A 20,053-nucleotide genomic window follows, 5' to 3' on the forward strand; every position below is an offset into this window, starting at 1 on the left:
CCATATTTAGTCAATAAGATTTCTTGCGTCCTCGCCATTCTCTGGCTGGTCGCCGTTGTAAAGGTGATGCCACTTTCCTCATCCTGCATGAGGACACGCTTACGTCGCCAGAAATCCCCTGGCGGCTCGGCCACGCCGATGGTGGCGAGCGCCCCCGTTTCTGACTGAAGGCCAGTACGTCGGGCATGTGATGGCCTGTTTACGATGCAAGAGCCGCACGCCCACTGCACCGCATCGGCTCTAGGTACGGTGACAATATTGCTCAACGTTTCCACTCGTCAGGCAACGGGTCAAGCGATATCGTTGCCGTCAGCCCCCTTTTACCCTTAGCACGCTCGCGTTCCTCCCGGTGCATCCCAAGCGAGAGGTAGATCAACGCTGACCTAGCCAGTTGCATAAGCCGTAGCGTCCGCTGTTCGAGGTCGGATCGGCTGATCGAGTGGGCTAACGTGTCGCAAAACGGATGATCACCCACCCCAGGCCGCATTTCATGAACCTTCACGTACTTGTGTTCGAGATGATGCCGCAACTCAGCCAGGGCACGAGCTTCCGGCTCGGTCGAGTCCCGCATGTCCTCTTCGAATAGATCCTTGCTTAGCCAGAATAAACCACGAATCGGCCAATTCTCCGATTTCACAAAGCGATCACGCACCGGCCCGTTGTCTTTCTCGCGCCAAATCGTTCTGAAGCTGATGCGCTTCTCGGGAATGGCCAGCGCAAGGTAGTGGTTCAGAAAGTAAGCGATCTTGTCGAGGATCGAGTAGGCCATCCGAAATGCCATCTTCACCTTCTCAACCGACAGCCCGTACGATGGATAGTCCAGCGTGTTGTAGAGCAACACCTCACGGTCGGAGAAGTGCGGCTCTGCCGACTTAATCCCCTCCCACAGCATCCATCGCGCCGATACGAACTCCTGCTTCAGTGCGTTGAACATACCGGTCACGATCGGTGGCTCGTTGATCTCCGTGGTGAAGTCCGGCAGGCCCATGATGTCGTGCGCGGCGACAGAGGCCTTTTCGACATCGTTTAGCGGGTTGAGAAACAAGATGTTTTCGAGGCACCAGCGGCGATATGCGCGCTCCATCGCATCCCCACCCATGCCCCAGCCATCCGGATTGCACGCCATGCCGATTGCCTCGACATCGTAGTGATTCGCGATCTGTTCTGCCGATTGCATGAAGATAGGGGCCAGCCGACAGTCACCCAGATGCGGGTATCTAGCGGCTAGACCTACCGATTCGACGAGCTCCTGGTGGGCGTGGAAGGCAAATATCGCGTGGTGTCCCGGATCGTACAGCGCAGCGGCATAGTGCATGAGTGCACGCCCACGATTGGCGCGCGCCATCCAGAAGTTTGTGTCGATCGCGAGCGCGGCGCTCCAGTATGCCCGCGCCTCGACAAAACGGCCCAGCGTGTCGAGTTGATTGCCAAGGTTGGTGAGGATTTGACAGCGACGGATCGCGTCCATTTCAGTGAAACCAGAGCTGTTCACCGCGCGGCGCAACAAAAACACCTGTTGGCGCACCTCCGGCTGCTCGAAGTCCCAGACAGCTTCGCGGTCACCAAGCCGCTGCTTGTAGCGACACGCCCAAGCGTTGGCCCGGAAATAGTCGAGAAGCGCCATCTCAGACGGCCCAAGCTTGCGTGCAGCCAAATCATTCGCGAGGGAAAGCGCGTGATCAGCGAGGGCAAGATCGTCGGCGTCGGTAGCTTGATCCACAAGCTGCGCGATCAGATCAAGCGCGTCAGAATTGGACAAGCCGTTTATGATTGACATTTGCATGGTGTTCTATCGTGCCCTGGCTTCGTCCCGAGCGTCCTTGCTTGGCTAAGGAGGCGAATCAGCTGGAATACCGATTGGAACCTCTAGCCCCAACAACGCATTATCCCGATTGCCATCGAGATGACTATGCCTCCCATCGGTTGGAATCCGGGGGGCTAATTGGAGTCCTGACTTTTTTCACCAGAACACACATTTGTGAATTGGCGAGTTCTACGCCACCAGAATCCCCTTGCGCTCTGCTACGCCGATGGTTGCGAGCGTCCCCGAGTTGAACTCGATATAGTCTGCCTCGATACCGTCGCTGAAGATCACACCGTTCTCCGGCATCAGTGACGCCAGCCGCAGCGGCTGCCCCGGTCGGACGTGCCCGAACACGATGCTTGCTGCGGAGGACTTGCTCGGGAACGGCTCGCGCACTGCGAACGTGAGCGTGTCGGCATCCCATGGAACGGGCTGGTATGGCTCCTGCCGGATCTTCTGGTGCAGGGTCACGGCGATCTGCATCGCCCCGGTAACGATGCTCTTCATCCAGGCCGTCGACCCTAGCCCGGTCGAGACGATCAGCCCACTCGAGGACTGCACCTCTCGGCGATCGCCCAACTGGATCTCGTAGCGCACCGACGTGTGGGTGCGCGGCCCGATGAAGAGGTCGTTTACGGCATAGAGCGTCTGGCCGTCCGTGAGGGTCGCCTTGGCCATCGTGACCTCCCGCGCTACGAAGCGGTCCCGCAGCACGTCGGGCAGCACCTTCGGCACTGCCTGCGGCTCATATGGCAGCAGAATCCCGTCGTAGCGCGATGGCTCCGGGTTAACACCGACGAGCGGCTGGCCGTCGAGGTACTTCATCGTGTTAGCGACCAGGCCATCCTGGCCCAGTGCCATCACGATGTCGTCCCTGCCGAACAGGAAGTTCGGCAGGAAGCCCCGGTCGATTACCTGGTAACGGCCGTGCGCCTGCAGCGTGACCAGTACCTGCCGTTTCGCTTCGGCATAGGCTGCGTGCTCTCGCTCGTAGTCGGAGAAATCAGCACCCAGGTGCTCCACGTAGAACCTCGCCTGGGCCAGTGTGTGGAAGCGGGCGACGAGTTCCTCCAGCCGCGTGTGTCGTGTAACCAGCACGACCTTGCGTTCAGCGCTTGCGTCCATCGCCGGCCTCCCCTTGATCGGTTCTGGGGAGCAAGGCCTGCAAGAGTTCGGGCGACACGTTGACCAGCGATGACGTCGGCCCGTAGTAGACCATCGACAGGCCGGCGCCCGCGCGGACCACACGCCCGCCGCGGACCTGCATGAGATAGGTAGTGGGTACCTAATGGCGCGCGGCGGAGAGGAACCTCGCGCCGCATCCTGCCCTGGTGGGGTCGTAGCCGTCGCGTCCCCGCTGAATTGCATCTGCGGCGGGGCCGGCTATACGTAGAAAGGTGGGTTTGCCGCGATTGCGCGATCCCCCGGGGGTCGGTGCAGGGCGGCATTCTGACGACGCAATCAATCCCTCAGGTACGCCGGTTCGTTCCGGCTTCACGAAAGGAGCCCGACATGCGTTCTACCCCCTCACTGCTCGCCGCCGTCGTCCTCGCAACCGGCATGGCGTCGGCCACCGCCGCACCCGGCGTGTTCTACGATCCTTCCAACGTCGACAGCCCGACCGGGTTCACGACCGGCTACGAGCTCTTCCGGACCATCGGCTGCCCTGGGCGCCAGCTCCTGGACAAGCCCTGCGAGGTGCTCGACAGCGACGGCGATGGCGTCTACGACTACATGGACAAGTGCCCCGACACGCCGCCCGGAACCCGGGTGGACAAGGTCGGCTGTCCGCTTCCCGAGCGTGCCGGGCCCGCGGCTGCGCCGGTTCCCGCACCCGCGGCGCTCGCCCCGGCCGTCGCGCCGCAGATGCCTGATCTGCAACGCGTGAATTTCGATTTCGATCGTGCGACGATCCGCCCGGAAGATCGCGAGAAGCTCGATCAGGACGCCGCCACGCTGAAGGAATGGGGCGACGTGAAGGTGGAAATCGCCGGCTACACCGACAGCGTCGGCAGCGCGCAGTACAACCGGGGCTTGTCGGTCCGCCGCGCCGAAGCCGTGCGCCGCTACCTGATCGAGAAGGGCATCGCGGCCGATCGCCTGACGCTCAAGGGTTACGGCGAAGCCATGCCGCTTGCCGACAACGCCACGGCGGCCGGCCGGGCGATGAACCGCCGCGTCGAGCTGGCGCCGCTCCGGTAGGCCGGTGCAGGGCCGGGGCGCGGAGCGCATGAGTCCTGCGGCCTCGGACCCGGACGGTGCCGCGGCGGTGCCGGCGGTGACGGTCGTCATGGCGGCGTGCAATGCCCAGGCCTATCTCGCCGAGGCGCTGGACTCGGTGCTCGGCCAGACGCTCGACGACTTCGAATTGCTGCTGATCGACGACGCCTCGATCGACGGCACGCCCGATATCGTCGCGGCCTATGCCCGTCGCGATCCGCGGATCCGAGCGATTCGCCTGCCGCACAATGCGGGGGTGGCGAACGCCCGGAACCTCGCCCTGAACATGGCGCGGGCGCCCTGCGTCGCCATCTGCGACGACGATGATGTCCAGCACCCCGAGCGTCTTGCCGCCCAGCTCGCCAGTCTGCGGGCGCATCCGGACTGGGTGATGGTCGGGGCCCGTGTGCGGCCTTTCGGCGAGATCGCCCCGCATGCACCGCTCGCGTGGCTGCCGCTCGACGGCGTGCTGGCGCGCCCGCGCATCCTGTTCCAGGCGCTCTTCATCGACTCCGCCAGCATGTTCCGCCGGGACCTGGCGCGCATTCGCGGGCTGCGTTATCCGACCGCGAACGTGTGGGAGGACTGGGTGTTCCAGGCGCTGGCCTTGCAGGCCGGCGAGATCCGCGTCCTGCCGCGGATCCTGATCGACTACCGGCGCCATTCCGCCCAGCAGACGAGCCCGCGGCGCCTGTTGGCGGCAGGGCAACGCACGCGGGCGAGCATGCGGCGCATCCTGGAGATCGCCGGCGCGACATGCGGCTGCGCCGAGCTCGAGCTGCACCACGCGATCTCACCGAATCCGTTCGGCCTGGTGCCTGACCGCGCCTATCTGATTGACCATCGGCATGACGTCGTGTCCCGCGCAACGGCGTGGCTGGAAAGCCTCGGGCGCCAGGTCGTGCGCGCCGGCTGGACGACCGACGCGGCATTCGAGGCGGTGGCGGCGGTGATCCTGCGTCACCTGCACGGGATGCTCGCCCAGGTGCGGACGGAAGCGGAGAGCCGCGCGACCTGACGGCGTGCGCGATGGCGCCGCCGTCGCCGCCTCCGCGGAGGACTGCCTAGGCAAGCCTTCCGGCATTGCCTAGCATGGTCATAGCGACTCCCCGGCGATCCCCAAGGTGAACACATGAAGCGAGGCCTGATTTCCCTGGCGGCGTTCTGCATCGGCCTGCTGACGGCGGGCAACGTGTGGGCGATGGCCTACACCGGGCTGTACGCCCTCGGCGACAGCCTGTCGGACGCGGGCAACAGCCCGTCCGCCGTTCTCAGCATCTACAAGCTGCTGGGCGGCAACTGCGACCCCTATCATCCGTGTCCGCCCTACGACGGCGGGCGCTATTCGAACGGCCCCGTCGCGGTGGAGCATCTGGCGAACGCGGTTCTGGCGGGGGGCGCCACGCCGGCGAATTTCTTCGACTTCGCAGTCGCCGGTTCCACCACGGGGGTCGGCAATTACGGCGACGGCGGCAGCGCGTCCAGCGCGGGTGGCTACGGCCTCCCCGGCATGGCGCAGCAGGCGGGGATCTACCTCAGCCTCTCGGGCGGCGTTGCCGACCCGAATGCGCTGTACTTCGTCTGGGGTGGTGCAAACGATTTCCTCACGCTCGATTCCCCCGTGCTCGGCGCGCAGCGCATCGCGGGCTACGTCGGGGCCCTGGCCGCCGCGGGCGCGATGCACATCCTGGTGCCCAACCTGCCGGACCTCAGCCTCACGCCCTTCGTTCGGACCATGGGGCTGCAGGCCCAGGCGCAAGCCTTCTCGCTCGGCTTCAATGCCACGCTGGCGACGCAACTCGCGGGCCTGGCCGCGCTCTATCCGACGACCGACATCATTCCCTTCGACACCTACGCCTTCCTCAACGGCGTGGTCGCGAACCCGGCAGCCTACGGATTCAGCGACGCGCAGAACGCCTGCCTGGCTTCGCTGCCGGCCGGTCCCTGCGCGGATCCGGGCAGTTACGTATTCTGGGACGACTTCCATCCGACGACGCGGGCCGACGCGGTCATCGCCGCCGCCTTCGCGCGCGCCGTGCCCGAACCGGGCACGCTGGCGCTGGTCGTGTTGGGGCTGGCCGCGCTGGCCCTGGGCGGCGGCCGCAAACGCGGGAGAGTACCGGCCCCGCGGGCGTCATGAGCGAGCCATGCCCTGCGTGCTGATCACCGGCGCCAGCCGCGGCCTGGGACTCGAGTGGGCACGGCAGTATGCCGAAGCCGGCTGGCAGGTGCTGGCGACCTGCCGCCGTCCCGAGGAAGCGGACGCGTTACGGGAGTTGGCTGCGCGCCACGCCAGCGTCGGCGTGCATCGTCTCGATGTCACCGACAGCGAGCAGCTGCGCACGCTGCAGCTCGACCTTGCCGACCTCGCCGTCGACATCCTGCTGAATAACGCGGGAGTCTATCTGGACAAGTTCATGGGCGATCTCGGCGGCCTCGACTACGAGGTGTGGCTGCGCAGCTTCGCCGTCAACACCTTGGGCGCGGTGCGGGTGACCGAGGCCTTCGCCGGGCAGGTGGCCCGCAGCGAGCGCAAGCTCGTCGTGGCGATCAGCAGCCATATGGGGGCGATCGCGGAGATCGCGGAGCCCGGCCACTATGCCTATCGCTCCAGCAAGGCGGCGCTCAACGCCGCCATGAAGGGGATTGCGCAGGCGCTTGCGCCGCGCGGAATCGGCGTGCTGCTGCTCCATCCCGGCTGGGTCGGCACGCGCATGGGCGGGTCGCAGGCGATGCTCACGCCGGCCCAGAGCGTGCGCGCGATGCGTGCACTGGTCGACCATTTCGGACCGGGCATGAATGGGCGCTTCCTGCGCTTCAACGGCAGCGAGATTCCCTGGTAGGGGTGCGTCCCTCGTGGCGCGGGTGCCCCGCGCTCATTTTGCGGGTGCGGGCGCCCAGCCGCGCCGCCAGTAATTGCGCAGCTTCTCCTGCTGTTCCTTGGTAAGGATGGCCTCCATGCGTTTCTGCGCGTCCGCGGCGCTGTCATACATGCGCTGCTGCAGCTTGCCGAACGCCTGGTAGGCGGAGTCGATCGCGGCCTGGTCGCGTTTCGGCGCCTGGTAGAGGTCGCGCAGCCGGGCCTGCTCGTTCATCATCTCGCCCATCAGGGCCCAGTGCGCCTTGCGTGTCTCGTCCTGGATCCGGTTGATCTTCGCCTGCTGCTCGGGGGTGAGGTCGAGGCCGCTGCCCCAGAATGGGCTCATCATGCCGGGACCCATGCCGTAGCCCCCCATCATGCCTGGCCCCATGCCGTAGCCGCCCATCATGCCCGGCCCCATGCCGTAGCCGCCCATCATGCCCGGCCCGGCACCGTAGCCCATCATGCCCGGACCATAGGCCGGCGCGGGCGGCGGTGCCTGTTCGGCGCCGAGGGCAGGCAAGGCAGCGCCCAAGGCAAGGGCAAGGCCGCAGGCGGCAAGTCGTTTGGCGTGACGGGGGGCATTCATGGCGGGTCTCCTTTCGTGAGGGCTGGGGACGGATGCGTCGAACGCGTGGGCATGCGGCTATTTCTCGAGCAGGTCATCGCGCTTCTGCAAGAATTCGTCGCGGCCGATCTCGCCGCGGGCATAGCTTTCCTTGAGAAGGTCGAGCGCCGACTTCGGTTCCGGAGGGGCGGGCCGATCACCCGCGTCGCGTGTTCGCGTGAACAGGTACTTCAGCAGGGCGACGACCAGCAGCAGTGGAATGCCCCACATGAAGAGCATCCATGCGACGCCGATCAGAATGCCGGGGCCGCCGTCGAACATCCAGCCGTGAGCGTAGGGTCCGTACATGGGAAGGCGCGTCAAGGCAGGCAAATGCTGCGCGACGCTTGAAAGTGGACTGACCGTTCCACTTTAGACCGCCTGCCGGTGGATGCAAGGAAGTCGCGCTGCCGCGGCCGGCCTACGTCAGCGGACCGACGATCAGTGGAACGTTCATTTCTGCCGCGGACAGGCCGCCGTGCACACCGACGTGGGTATAGCGTTCCTCGCCCTGGAGCCAGTCGCGCAGGATGCCGCGCCCGCGGGGCACGAGAACGTAATCGCCGAGCCGGTCGTGCAGGCCGGGGTGGGCCGTGCCCGGGCCCAGCCAACCCTGCGCGAGAACGTCGGCGCTGCGCAGCAGGCGGATACGGTTGCCAAGCGCGCCCCGGACGTAATCCTCGAATGCCTGTGTCCGGCCGGCCCGCACGTAGGCGTAGGCCATGCGCGGCTCGCCGCACAGGGGCAGCAGCAGCGTCTCGCGCAGCGCCGGGTGGTCGTCCAGGTCGATGGCCTGGTCGGCCGGGCTGTCGATGAAGCCGTGGTCGGCCGTGACGATGATCCGGCTGCCGGTGCCGGCCGCGACGTCCAGCAGGCGCTCGAAAACCGCATCGAGCGTGGCAAAGGCCGCCGCCACGGGCGCGCTGGCGATGCCGTGTTCGTGGGCAAGGCTGTCGAGCTGCGGCCAGTAGGCATGCGTATAGCTCGGGGCCTCGCGGCGCAGCAGCGCGGTCACCACGTCGACCAGCTCGTCGAGGCTGGCGTACCCGTGGCGTTCGGCGCGGCCCGCCAGGGCGACGTTGAAATCGGAATGGACGATGTTGCGCGGGCTTACCACGTGGCAGGGCAGCGGCAGCCGGTCGGCGAGCGGGCTGAGGCCGAGCAGCGTCTGCGGCGTGACGCCGGCGTCGCGCAGCGCGTGGCGGCCGGTACGGACGCGGAACGGCAGCGGCGCGACGACGGCGCCGACCTCGCGGAAATACATGTTCCACCCGGTGAGCCCATGCTGCTGCGGCGCGAGGCCGGTGAGGAAGGTCGGGATCGCGCTCGCGGTCGTCGAGGGAAACACCGAGGTGAGCTGGCCGCGTAGGTGGCGGCGCAGCGTGCCGTCGCGCGCCTGCAGGTAGTCGAGGCCGAGGCCGTCGACCACCAGCAGCACCAGGTGGCGGGTGCCGGCGAGCGTGTGCGGCGGCAGCATTGCGAGCGGCGGGTAGGCGCTCGAGCCGCCGAGGGCGGTGGCGATCGAGCTCATGAGGTTGACCAGGCTGCCGCCGCCATAGTCGGGGAGGCAGGTCTCGCCGTCGTCGGGCGCCGTTCGTGCCGGGCTGGCCGCCTGGTCGCTCGCGCTCACTTGTCTCGCTCCCTCGGTTATCGTGATCATGGGTGCGGATAGCCCGCTCGGGACACTGTAGCGAGGGGGCACCGCGGGCGCAATCGACGCGCCCCCTCGCAACGAGTCCGTCGCGCGTCGTCGCGCCGACTGCGAGGGACGGCCGCGATGGTCTCAGGCGTAGGGCGAACGCCGCCCGAAGGCATAGGTGACCGCCAATACCGCGACGGCGGCGAGCGTCGGCACCCAGTAGATCAGGTCGTCCCGATAACCGTTATAGTGGGCGAAGCGCTCGGCGGCGACCAGTGCCACGTTGACGGCGAGGAGCGCGAGCCCCGACGTGATCAGCCAGGCGCTGTGCAGGCTCTCGACGAAGAGGCCCCAGAGCAGGAAAGGCATCAGCACCGCGACGAGGACGCCGGGCTCGAGCACGTAGCCGGCCTGGAAAAACGGCACGACCGACGCGGCCGTGGCATCGCCGGCCCCGAGCATCAGGATCACGAAAGCGGCCAAACGAGGATTCCAGTTGCTGAGCATGTTCGATTCCCCTTGTTGTCTGCCAGGAACCTGTTCGACTGTTGCGGGATGGGATGGGTTCAGCGGGCGGCAGCCATGAGTACGTTCCTCGTCCGACGCCTCAGGAGCATTGCCCATGCCCTGCGCGGGCTCGGCCATCTCGTCCGCACCCAGGGCAACGCGCGCGTGCACCTGGCCGCGACCGTGGCGGTCTGCATTGCCGGGCTGGTTTTCGGGATCGACCGCAACGAGTGGCTATGGCTGGTGGTGGCGATTTCGCTGGTGTGGAGCGCCGAGGCGTTCAATACTGCGCTCGAGCTGCTGGCCGATGCCGTCCACCCGGTGCGTCATCCCGGCATCGGCCGGGCCAAGGATGCGGCGGCCGCTGCGGTGCTGGTGGCGGCGGCGGGCGCGGCCGTCATCGGGCTGCTGGTGTTCCTGCCGCACCTCCTCGCCGGGTGGCGCTGAGCGGCAGGGAAGCGGTCAGCCGGCCCAGGTGCGCACGCGGCCGACGTCCAGGTGGACAAAATCGGACGCCGGGTAGTAGCCGACGCCGCCGCCCTTCAGCGCGAGTCCGGTGCGGCGCAGCTCGGCGAGCGGCACGCCCGGGATCCGGATGTCGATCGCCTTGCCTTCCATGTGCAGGCTGTGCTTCGCCACGCCGGAGGAGTGCTCCGACAGCATGTGGTTGGTGGCGGGAGAGCGGTAGCCTGAGATGACCTGCAACGGCTGCGCGGAGCCGAGCGCGAGCTTGACCCGGCTGAGCAGGTCGAGCAGCCCGGTGTCGATTGCGGCGACCTGGTCGGTGCGGAAGTCGCGCAGCACGTGGTTGATTTCTGCGAGCGATTCGGGGACGTATTCGCCCTGCACCCAGTAGGCGAGATCGAGGTTTTCCCCGGTGTGCAGGTTGTGGAAGCGCAGCCGGCGCTCCGGCGCGGCCTGCCAGGCTTGCGCCAGCGCGGGCAGCGGCAAGGTGGCGGCAAGCATGCCCAGTTTGATGAATTTGCGTCGGCTGAGGTGCTTCATGGGTGTCCTTTCGTGTTGCCCGGCAGGCGGCCCACTTCCTCGGCCAGCCCGTCCTGCGCTGCGATCACCGCGTCAACTTTAGGCCAGTCGATCGCCTGGCTCAAGCCATTTGCTTCGGCGAGGTCGCGCACGACCCGAGCGGGGTCGATGCCCTGCCTGTAGATGTCGCGGTGGACTTCGAGCAGGATGCGGCCGTCGTCGAGCACGGCAAGCAGAACCGGCTGGTAGATCAGCCGGCCAGGTGTTCCGACCGCCACATGCGCAAAAAGTTCGGCGATGTCGTCCGGATGCAGGCGGATGCAGCCATGGCTCCGGAAATGGTAGACGCTCGACGGCGCGATGGTGCCATGGATGCCGTAGCCCCACAGGCTGAGGCCCAGCCAGTAGGCGCCCAGCGGGTTGTCCGGGCCCGGGGGGACTTCCTCCCGCACCACCTGTCCTTCGCGGCGCATTTCCTCCTGGATCGAGCGCGGCACTTTCCAGGCCTTGTTCGCCTGCCGGTTGACGATCCTGAAGTCGCCCGGCGGCGTCGGCCACGACGGCTTGCCGAGGCCCACGGGGTAGGCGGCGACGAACCGGCCCTGGCTGAAATGGAACAGCATGCGCTGCGGGATGTTGATGAGAATGCCGTCGGCCAGTCCGGCCGGCACGATGTGAGGATTGTGGACGCGCAGGCGCTGGCCGGGATGGATCACGGCCTCGTAGCGGATGCCGTTCTGCCTGGCGAGCAGCGTGGGAGCGACGCCGAAGCGGGCGCCGATCGCGATCAGGAAATCCCCGCGGCGGACGACGTAGTCGCGGTCGCCGCCGGCGAGCTGGTGTGCCAGCGGGAAGCTGCCCTGCGCGACGGCCTGCAGGGCGTGCAGGGCGAGCAGGACGGCGACGGCGCCCCTGGCCAGGCGGGTGAGGCAGGGCAGATGCATCAGGGGGTCTCCTCCGCGCCGGCAGCCGGCTCGATGTGCAGCGTCTGCGTCGGGAAGGCGATTCCGGCGCCATGCCCGCGGATGATGTCGGCGATCTTCAGCAGCACGTCCTGCTTCACCTCGTGGTAGCGCACCCAGTCGCGGGTCCGCGTGAAGGTGTAGATGAGGACGTCGAGGGACGAGGGTGCGAAGCGGTCGAAGTTGACGATGAGCGTCGTGTCCGTGTCGATCTCCGGATGGGCCCGGAGCATGGCCTTGATGTCGGCGACGATGGCCGGCACCGCGTCGAGATCGGCGTAGCGAATGCCGATCGTTTCCTTGATGCGGCGGTGCGTCATGCGCGTGGGGTTCTCCACCACGATGGTGGTGAAGAGCGCGTTCGGCACGTAGATCGGGTTCTTGTTGAACGCGCGCACGCGGGTGTGGCGCCAGCCGATGTACTCCACGGTGCCTTCGATCGCCTTGTCCGGCGAGCGGATCCATTCGCCGACGACGAACGGCCGGTCGAGATAGATCGTGAGGCCGCCGAAGAAGTTGGCGAGCATGTCCTTCGCCGCGAAGCCGACCGCGATGCCGCCGATGCCGCCGAAGGCGAGCACGCCCGAGATGCTGTAGCCGAGATGCTGCAGGATCACCAGCGCCGCCATGATCACGACGCTGAAGCGCCCCAGCTTGGAAAGGGCGTCGACCGTGGTGCGGTCGACCGGGCGGCCGCTCTCGGCGCCGCGTGCGAGCACCTTGCGCGACGTGTTGCCGATCAGGCGCAGCAGGAACCACGCGAGCGCGACGATGACCAGGATGTCGCGCGTCGGCGCGACGTATGCGGGCAGGGGCGCGCCGCTGTCGCTGGCGATGATCTTCAGCGCGTAGACGATGCCCAGCGTCCACAGGATGAGCGTGAGCGGCTTGCGCGCGGCGTGGAGAAGGGCATCGTCCCACACGACCGAGGTGCGTGCCGCGAGCTTCTCGAGATGGCGAAGCAGGGTGTGGACGGCGACGTTGATCGCGAAGACGGCGCCGGCCACCGCCAGCACCTGCGGCAGCCAGGCGGCGGCCAGGAAATCGAGGCCGAAGCGTTGGGCCAGATCGTTCATGGAGTCGTGCGGGCAAGACAGGAATCCCCCGATTCTATTGGAAACGCGGCCGCATGCCTTCCGGCGCGGCACGTGGCTATCGCCGGGCGCCGGGGCGATGACGACCCGCTGCCATTCGTACTACTCGCCGACGGCTGTTATTGACGGTATGCCTGACGGCATCTTGCAGGTTAGGATGGCACATGATTCCCTAGAACATGCCGCCCCATGGCCCGTGCCGCGACGCCCCTGACCGAACCGCGTATCCGCCAGACGCGACCCGCTGCCAAGCCCCTCAAGCTGGCGGACGGCGGCGGCATGTACCTGCTGCTGCGTCCCGACGGCGCCCGCTACTGGCGGCTCGATTACCGCTTCGACGGCAAGCGCAAGACGCTTGCGCTCGGCGTGTATCCGGAGGTCGGGCTCGACGAGGCGAGGCGTCGCCGCGGCGAGGCGAAGGCGCTGCTCGCTGCGGGCCAGGACCCGGCGGCGGTGCGCAAGGCCGACCGGCAGCTGCGCACGGTTGCCGGCGGCGACGAACGCGCCTATGCGCTGGCGCTGATCGGCGAGGGCGTGTGGAACTGGGACCTGCGGGCCGGCGAGGTGCGCCACAACGCCCACTGGGCGCGGCTGATGGGCCTGTCGGAGCGCCGCGCCGCGCACGACTGGCAGACCGCGGTCGCGCGCCTGCACGATGAGGACCGCGCGATGGTCATGGCGGGACTCAAGGCCTGTCTCGACGGCGGCGCCAGCTTCGACTGCGAGCATCGCATCCGGCATCCGGACGGCACGACGATCTGGGTGCGCAACCGCGGCGAGGTCGTGGAACGCGACGGCGATGGCACACCGCTGCGCGTGGTCGGCAGCTTGCGTGAAGTTACCGAGCAAAAGCAGGAGGCCCTGCTCATGCAGCGCCGCAGCCTGTTCCTGGAGACGATCGCCGGCGTGAACGAGATGCTGATGGCGAACCTGTCGGAGGGCGAGCTCATGCAGCGCATCTGCCAGGCACTCGTGCGCGACGACCTGTTCCTCATGGCGTGGATCGGGCTTGTCGAAGCGGACGGCGTGACCGTGCGCCCGGCCGCCGCGGCAGGCCGGATCGACGGCTATCTCGACGACCTCGCGATCCGCTGCGACGACTCGCCGCAGGGGCGGGGCCCCACCGGTACCGCGATCCGCCTCGGCGCCACGGTGGTGAACAACGACACCGAGACCAACCAGCGCTTCGGCCCGTGGCGCAGCCGTGCGCGTGCGCTGGGATATCGCGCATCGGCCGCCGCGCCCTTGCACGTGCACGGCCGCGTGATCGGTGCGCTCAACGTGTATGCGGCCGATCCGCAGGCGTTCGGCGCGGGCAAGGTCATGCTGCTGGAAAAGCTGGCCGCCGACCTCGGCGTCGCCATCGGCCATCGCGCAACGCTGTCCGCGCTGCGCGAGAGCGAGGAGCGCTTCCGCCTGCTGCTCGACTCCTCGCCCGAGGCGATCTTCGGCGTCGACACGCAAGGCCGATGCACCTTCGTCAACCCCGCCTGCCTCGCCATGCTGGGCTACACGGAGGAGGAGATGCTGGGCAAGGGCGTCCATGCCCTGATCCACCACACCTATCCAGACGGCAGCCCCTACCCGAAGGAGCAGTGCAATATCCGCTGTTCCACGCTCGAGGGCAGGCCGACCCACGTCGACAGCGAGGTCCACTGGCGCAAGGACGGAACCAGCTTCCCGGTCGAGTACTGGTCGCACCCGATGTACCGCAACGGGGAACTGGTGGGGGCGGTGGTGAACTTCATGGACATCAGCGAGCGCAAGCGCATGGAGCAGGCCCTGCGTGACAGCGAAGCGCGCTACCGGCTGATCTCCAGCGTTTCCACCGATCTCCACTATTCGTGCGTGCAGACGGATGGCGGCTTCCTGGCGCTTGACTGGGCGACGGTCCCGGGCGACCAGATATTCGGTTATACGCTCGACGAAATCCTGCAGCGGGGATGCTGGCGCGGCCTCGTTCATCCCGACGATCTGGCCGAGTTCGACCGCAACATCACGCATCTCGAGCCGGGCCGGCGCAGCGAGTGCGAGCTGCGCGTGCTGGCGAAGGATGGCTCTACCCACTACATCCGTGCCTATTCGCTCGCGGTGGAGGCGGATGCCGCGCACGCGCGGGCGCGCCTGTACGGCGCCTGTCAGGACGTCACCGAACGCCGCCAGACCGAGGCGCGCATCGAATTCCTCGCCCATCACGACGCGCTCACGGGCTTGCCCAACCGCATCCTGGTGCGTGACCGCTTCGAGCAGGCGACGGCGCGGGCGCAGCGGTCGCGCAGGCAGGTCGCCATGCTGTTCCTCGATCTCGACAACTTCAAGGTGGTGAACGATACCCTCGGGCACATCGCGGGCGACAAGCTGCTGCTCGAGGCCGTGCAGCGCCTGGCGCGCTGTACCCGGGACAGCGATACCATCAGCCGCCAGGGCGGCGACGAGTTCATCGTCCTGCTGAACGAGATCCCCGACGTCGAGACGGTCGAGCGCGTGGCGGCCGACATCCTGCAGAAGCTGGCGGAGCCGCTCGAAATCAACGGCCATGCGATGAACACGTCGTGCAGCATCGGCATCGCGGTGTATCCGCAGGACGGCAGCGACTTCGATACGCTGCTGCAGAAGGCGGACACGGCCATGTACAACGCGAAGGACGCGGGGCGCAATGCCTACCGCTTCTTCGACGAGCAGATGAACCGGCGCGCGCAGGAGCACATGATGCTGCAGAACCGGCTGCATCAGGCGCTCTACCGGGCCGAGCTCCAGCTGCATTACCAGCCCCAGGTGAATGCCGCGGACGGACGCGTGACGGGCGTCGAGGCGCTGCTGCGCTGGCGGAACCCCGAGCTCGGCGAGGTGCCGCCGGCTCGCTTCATCCCGGTCGCCGAGGACTGCGGACTGATCGTTCCCATCGGGGCATGGGTGATCGAGCAGTCCTGCCGCCAGGCCCAGGCCTGGCGGCAGGCGGGCCTGCCGGACCTGACGCTGTCGGTCAACCTGTCCGCGCTGCAGTTCCGGCGCGCCGGCCTGATCGAAACGATCGCCGGGGCGCTCGAGCGCAGCGGGCTGCCGCCGCAGCTGCTGGAGCTGGAGCTGACCGAGTCGATCCTGCTGCAGGACGTGGAGAACACGCTGGAGGCGGTGCGGCAGCTGAAGGCGATGGGCGTGCGCCTGTCGATTGACGACTTCGGAACGGGCTATTCGTCGCTCAGCTACCTGAAGCGCTTCGCGGTCGACCGCCTCAAGATCGACCAGTCCTTCGTGCGCGACATCAGCACCGATCCCGACGACGCGGCGATTGCGCGCGCCATCATCCAGCTGGCGCACAGCCTGCGCCTGGGCATCATCGCCGAAGGCGTGGAGACGCAGGAGCAGCTGGCGTTCCTGCGCGAGGCCGGCTGCAGCGAGGTGCAGGGCTACCTGTTCAGCAAGCCGCTGCCGCCCGCCGAGCTCGAAGCCTTCCTGCGCAGGCGCTGATTCGCCCGCAGCGGCGCGGGGTCGCGTTATGGCCGCGGCGGTCTATCCTGAAAACGTGTCGCATGGCGACGGATCCTGATGAGCCACAAACACGAAATCCTGCTGAAGTCGATCCTCGAGGGCCCGGTCGGCGGAAATGTCCACTGGCGTGAGGTGGAAGCGATGCTGACCCATCTCGGCGCCCGCGTGGATCCGCATCACGGCGCGAGCTTCCGCGTCGTGCTGAACGGCGTCGAGGGTTTCATCCATCGCCCCCACAACAGCCCCACCTGCACCAAGCAGGAACTGCGGCACGTGCGTGATTTTCTCGCGTCGGCGGGCGTGGACCTGCCGACCGACCGCGCATGAGCGGCGTCATTCGCAGGGCGTGGGCCGTTGCCGTGCTGGCCGCGTCGATCGGCGGCGCGCCGCTTTGCGCGCATGCGGAGCAGCCGGACACCGTCAGCGGCGACCGGGCCACCGACATGGTGGTCGACGCGGTCGTGATGCGGCCGCTCGGCCTGGTTGCAACGGTCGCCGGCGCGGCGCTGACGGTGGTGGCGCTGCCGTTCACGATTCCCAGCGGCAGCGTCGGGCGGTCGGTCCACGAACTGGTCGTGCGGCCGGCCGAATATACCTTCAAGCGGCCGCTCGGTGATTTCAGCGACAGCGGCGAGGGGGGCGACTGAGCGAAACCTGCCGAGAGGGCCCTGGAAAATGCGCGAACGCATTTGTCAATAAAACTTTGGTATGCGTATTTTTGTTCCTATAGTTTTTTTATGCGCGGCTGACGCATAAAAAAGGAGGGACAAAAATGCACGTGACTCGAAGGCAGTTCTTCAGAATCTGCGCGGCGGGGGTCGGCAGTTCCAGCCTTGCAGCACTGGGTTTCGCGCCCGGCGAAGCGCTGGCGGAGGTGCGCGAATTCAAGCTCGCGCGTGCCACCGAAACCCGCAACACCTGCCCCTACTGCTCGGTCGGATGCGGCCTGCTGATGTACAGCCTGGGCGACAAGGCCAAGAATGTCGAAGGCAAGATCTTCCACATCGAGGGCGACCCGGACCATCCCGTCAACCGCGGCACCTTGTGTCCCAAGGGCGCGGGGCTGCTTGATTTCGTCAACAGCCCGAACCGCCTCAAATTCCCGGAATACCGGGCGCCGGGCAGCAAGGAATGGAAGCGCATTTCCTGGGACGAGGCCTTCGAACGCATCGCCCGGCTGATGAAGGACGACCGCGACAAGCACTTCGTCGCCAAAAACGACAAGGGCGAGACGGTCAACCGCTGGCTCACCACCGGCTTCCTGGCCGCCTCCGCTTCCAGCAACGAAACCGGCTACCTGACGCACAAAGTCGTCCGTAGCCTGGGGGTACTCGGATTCGATAACCAGGCGCGTGTCTGACACGGCCCGACGGTGGCAAGTCTTGCCCCGACGTTCGGCCGCGGCGCGATGACCAACCATTGGGTTGACATCAAGAACACGGACCTGGTGCTGATCATGGGCGGCAATGCCGCCGAGGCGCACCCTTGCGGCTTCAAGTGGGTGACCGAGGCGAAGGCGCACCGCAAGGCGCGCCTGATCGTGGTCGACCCGCGCTTCACCCGTTCGGCGGCGGTATCCGATTATTACGCGCCGATCCGCTCCGGCAGCGATATCGCCTTCCTCGGCGGGATCATCAACTACCTGCTGACGAACGACAAGATTCATCACGAATACGTGAAGAATTACACCGACTTCAGCTTCCTGGTGAAGGACGAGTTTGCCTTTGCGAACGGCGTGTTCACAGGTTACGACGCGGAAAAGCGCAAGTACGACAAGAGCGCGTGGGGCTACCAGATCGGCGAGGATGGCTACGTCAAGACCGACCCGACGCTGCAGAACCCGCGCTGCGTCTACCAGTTGATGAAGACGCACTACAGCCGCTACACGCCGGAGATGGTCGCCACTGTTTGCGGCACGCCGCAGGACGCGTTCCTCAAGGTGTGCGAGGCGATTGCCGAGACGGCGGCACCCAACAAGACCATGACCATCATGTACGCGCTGGGCTGGACCCAGCACTCGGTCGGCTCGCAGATGATCCGCACCGGCGCGATGGTGCAGCTGCTGCTCGGCAACATCGGCGTGGCGGGCGGCGGCATGAATGCGCTGCGGGGGCATTCCAACATCCAGGGGCTCACCGACCTGGGGCTGCTGTCCAACCTGCTGCCGGGGTACCTGACGCTGCCGAGCGACGCCGAGCAGGACTACAGGGCGTACATCGACAAGCGCGCCCTCAAGCCCCTGCGCCCCGGACAGCTCTCCTACTGGCAGAACTACAACAAGTTCCACGTCAGCCTGATGAAGGCCTGGTTCGGCGACGCCGCGACCGCGGAGAACAACTGGGGCTACGACTGGCTGCCCAAGCTCGACAAGGGCTACGACCTCATGCAGGTGTTCGAGGACATGGGCCAGGGCAAGGTCAACGGCTATTTCTGCCAGGGGTTCAACCCGCTGGGTTCGGCCCCCTGCAAGGTCAAGGTGGCGAATTCCCTGTCCAAGCTGAAATTCCTCGTCATCATCGATCCGCTGGCGACGGAGACTTCGGAGTTCTGGCAGAACCACGGCGAATACAACGACGTCGACCCCGCGAAGATCCAGACCGAGGTGTTTCGCCTGCCGTCCACCTGTTTTGCCGAGGAGGACGGCAGCCTGATCAATTCCGGACGCTGGATGCAATGGCACTGGACGGGTGCGGAGCCGCCCGGCGACGCCCTGTCCGACCATGCGATCATGGCCGGCCTCTTCCTCAGGATCCGCGCGCTGTACCAGAAGGAGGGCGGTGCGTTCCCGGAACCCATCCTCAACCTGACCTGGAAGTACAAGACGCCGGCCGACCCCTCGTCGGAGGAACTGGCGAGGGAGTTCTCCGGCAAGGCGCTGAAGGATGTGACCGATCCCAAGGATCCGGGGAAGATCCTGGTCAAGGCCGGCGAGCAGCTGAGCAGTTTTGCCGAATTGCGCGACGACGGCTCGACCTCATGCGGCTGCTGGCTGTTTGCCGGCTCCTGGAGCGAGAAGGGCAACCTGATGGCGCGGCGCGACAACGCCGATCCCTACGGCATCGGCCAGACGCTCAACTGGGCCTACTCCTGGCCCGCCAACCGCCGCATCATGTACAACCGTGCGTCCTGCGATCCGTCCGGCAAGCCGTACGACCCCACGCGCAAGATCATTGCCTGGGATGCCGGAGCAGGCAAATGGACAGGCGCCGACGTGCCCGACTTCAAGATCGATTCGGCGCCCGAGGAGGGCATGAACCCCTTCATCATGAACCCCGAAGGCGTCGCGCGCTTCTTCGCGGTGGACAAGATGGCGGAGGGGCCGTTCCCCGAACACTACGAGCCCTTCGAGACGCCGATCGGCACCAACCCCCTGCATCCCAAGGTGGTCAGCAATCCGGCGGCGCGCGTGTTCAAGGACGACTGGGCGACGTTCGGCAAGCCCGACAAGTTTCCGTATGTCGGCACCACCTACCGGCTCACCGAACACTTCCACTTCTGGACCAAGCATGCTCGCGTGAACGCCGTCATCCAACCCGAGCAATTCGTCGAAATCGGCGAGGAGCTCGCGAAGGAGAAGGGGATCAAGGCCGGCGATCACGTGCGGGTGAAGTCGAACCATGGCCACATCGTCGCGGTGGCGGTGGTCACCAAGCGCCTGAGGTCCCTCAACGTGGCCGGCAAGAAAACCCATACGGTGGGGGTTCCCATTCACTGGGGCTTCATGGGGCTGGCGAAAAACGGCTACCTGGCCAACACCCTGACGCCCTTCGTGGGCGACGCCAATTCCCAGACGCCGGAGTTCAAGGCGTTCCTGGTCGACGTCGAGAAAGTTTAGGGCATGTATACCCTTATTTCGCCCCCGCGGCGCGGACTGCTTGGGATGCAGC

The 20,053-nt window shown here is 66.6% G+C and carries 18 protein-coding genes; 9 read left to right on the forward strand and 9 right to left on the reverse strand.

The genetic code is table 11. From position 1 onward, the window contains the following. Positions 1-262: 262 nt before the first annotated feature. Positions 263-1,759, reverse strand: coding sequence for an LA2681 family HEPN domain-containing protein (locus VA613_RS05825; protein WP_324780919.1), 1,497 nt, complete (start codon positions 1,757-1,759; stop codon positions 263-265). A 234-nt stretch (positions 1,760-1,993) separates the two neighbouring features. Further along, on the reverse strand, positions 1,994-2,929 hold the full coding sequence (locus tag VA613_RS05830; protein ID WP_324780920.1) for a diacylglycerol kinase catalytic domain-containing protein: 936 nt from the start codon (positions 2,927-2,929) through the stop codon (positions 1,994-1,996). 387 nt (positions 2,930-3,316) lie between these two features. On the opposite strand from VA613_RS05830, the gene VA613_RS05835 reads away from it, so the two are divergent. The 4 genes from VA613_RS05835 (at position 3,317) to VA613_RS05850 (ending at position 6,867) form a co-directional block, all read left to right on the forward strand. Then, positions 3,317-4,006 carry an OmpA family protein gene (locus VA613_RS05835; RefSeq protein WP_324780921.1) on the forward strand — a complete coding sequence of 230 codons (690 nt, stop codon included), beginning with the start codon at positions 3,317-3,319 and terminating at the stop codon, positions 4,004-4,006. 28 nt (positions 4,007-4,034) lie between these two features. After that, positions 4,035-5,042: a glycosyltransferase family 2 protein gene (locus tag VA613_RS05840; RefSeq protein WP_324780922.1), complete on the forward strand. Its 1,008-nt coding sequence runs from the start codon at positions 4,035-4,037 to the stop codon at positions 5,040-5,042. A gap of 114 nt (positions 5,043-5,156) precedes the next feature. After that, positions 5,157-6,164, forward strand: a complete 1,008-nt coding sequence (locus VA613_RS05845) for an SGNH/GDSL hydrolase family protein (RefSeq protein WP_324780923.1) — start codon at positions 5,157-5,159, stop codon at positions 6,162-6,164. 7 nt (positions 6,165-6,171) lie between these two features. After that, a complete protein-coding gene (locus VA613_RS05850; RefSeq protein WP_324780924.1) occupies positions 6,172-6,867 on the forward strand; it encodes an SDR family oxidoreductase in 696 nt (231 codons plus the stop codon). A gap of 33 nt (positions 6,868-6,900) precedes the next feature. Here the strand turns inward: VA613_RS05850 and VA613_RS05855 are convergent, their stop codons facing one another. The 4 genes from VA613_RS05855 to VA613_RS05870 all read right to left on the reverse strand — a co-directional run bounded on the left by VA613_RS05855 (position 6,901) and on the right by VA613_RS05870 (position 9,613). Continuing rightward, positions 6,901-7,473, reverse strand: coding sequence for a Spy/CpxP family protein refolding chaperone (locus tag VA613_RS05855; protein WP_324780925.1), 573 nt, complete (start codon positions 7,471-7,473; stop codon positions 6,901-6,903). A 57-nt stretch (positions 7,474-7,530) separates the two neighbouring features. Beyond that, positions 7,531-7,773: an SHOCT domain-containing protein gene (locus tag VA613_RS05860; RefSeq protein WP_324780926.1), complete on the reverse strand. Its 243-nt coding sequence runs from the start codon at positions 7,771-7,773 to the stop codon at positions 7,531-7,533. Positions 7,774-7,912: 139 nt separating this feature from the next. Continuing rightward, the gene (locus VA613_RS05865; protein ID WP_324780927.1) at positions 7,913-9,121 is read right to left on the reverse strand and encodes an alkaline phosphatase family protein; all 1,209 of its coding nucleotides are present in this window, start codon (positions 9,119-9,121) and stop codon (positions 7,913-7,915) included. 153 nt (positions 9,122-9,274) lie between these two features. Next, a complete protein-coding gene (locus tag VA613_RS05870) occupies positions 9,275-9,613 on the reverse strand; it encodes a hypothetical protein (RefSeq protein ID WP_324780928.1) in 339 nt (112 codons plus the stop codon). Positions 9,614-9,712: 99 nt separating this feature from the next. Here VA613_RS05870 and VA613_RS05875 point away from each other — a divergent pair, with 99 nt between their 5' ends. Continuing rightward, positions 9,713-10,084, forward strand: a complete 372-nt coding sequence (locus VA613_RS05875) for a diacylglycerol kinase family protein (RefSeq protein ID WP_324780929.1) — start codon at positions 9,713-9,715, stop codon at positions 10,082-10,084. A gap of 15 nt (positions 10,085-10,099) precedes the next feature. Here the strand turns inward: VA613_RS05875 and VA613_RS05880 are convergent, their stop codons facing one another. From VA613_RS05880 to VA613_RS05890, 3 genes are read right to left on the reverse strand one after another with little or no spacing between them, the layout of a single operon-like run. Then, positions 10,100-10,642: a YcbK family protein gene (locus VA613_RS05880; RefSeq protein ID WP_324780930.1), complete on the reverse strand. Its 543-nt coding sequence runs from the start codon at positions 10,640-10,642 to the stop codon at positions 10,100-10,102. Then, positions 10,639-11,565 carry a L,D-transpeptidase family protein gene (locus VA613_RS05885; protein WP_324780931.1) on the reverse strand — a complete coding sequence of 309 codons (927 nt, stop codon included), beginning with the start codon at positions 11,563-11,565 and terminating at the stop codon, positions 10,639-10,641. Before VA613_RS05885 ends, VA613_RS05880 begins: the two co-directional genes overlap by 4 nt. Beyond that, positions 11,565-12,659 carry a mechanosensitive ion channel family protein gene (locus VA613_RS05890; protein ID WP_324780932.1) on the reverse strand — a complete coding sequence of 365 codons (1,095 nt, stop codon included), beginning with the start codon at positions 12,657-12,659 and terminating at the stop codon, positions 11,565-11,567. The genes VA613_RS05885 and VA613_RS05890 overlap by 1 nt, the downstream gene beginning before the upstream one ends. A 207-nt stretch (positions 12,660-12,866) precedes the next feature. Here VA613_RS05890 and VA613_RS05895 point away from each other — a divergent pair, with 207 nt between their 5' ends. The 4 genes from VA613_RS05895 to fdnG all read left to right on the forward strand — a co-directional run bounded on the left by VA613_RS05895 (position 12,867) and on the right by fdnG (position 20,001). Further along, positions 12,867-16,145, forward strand: coding sequence for an EAL domain-containing protein (locus VA613_RS05895; protein ID WP_324780933.1), 3,279 nt, complete (start codon positions 12,867-12,869; stop codon positions 16,143-16,145). A 78-nt stretch (positions 16,146-16,223) separates the two neighbouring features. After that, complete coding sequence (locus VA613_RS05900; protein WP_324780934.1) at positions 16,224-16,493, forward strand: type II toxin-antitoxin system HicA family toxin; 270 nt, start codon at positions 16,224-16,226, stop codon at positions 16,491-16,493. Continuing rightward, the gene (locus VA613_RS05905; protein ID WP_324780935.1) at positions 16,490-16,813 is read left to right on the forward strand and encodes a hypothetical protein; all 324 of its coding nucleotides are present in this window, start codon (positions 16,490-16,492) and stop codon (positions 16,811-16,813) included. The genes VA613_RS05900 and VA613_RS05905 overlap by 4 nt, the downstream gene beginning before the upstream one ends. Before the next feature lie 125 nt (positions 16,814-16,938). Beyond that, positions 16,939-20,001, forward strand: coding sequence for a formate dehydrogenase-N subunit alpha (gene fdnG / locus VA613_RS05910; RefSeq protein WP_324780936.1), 3,063 nt, complete (start codon positions 16,939-16,941; stop codon positions 19,999-20,001). The last annotated feature ends 52 nt before the right edge of the window (positions 20,002-20,053 follow it).

Origin of the sequence: Thiobacillus sp. SCUT-2 (assembly GCF_035621355.1) — a bacterium.
Lineage (GTDB): Bacteria > Pseudomonadota > Gammaproteobacteria > Burkholderiales > Thiobacillaceae > Thiobacillus > Thiobacillus sedimenti.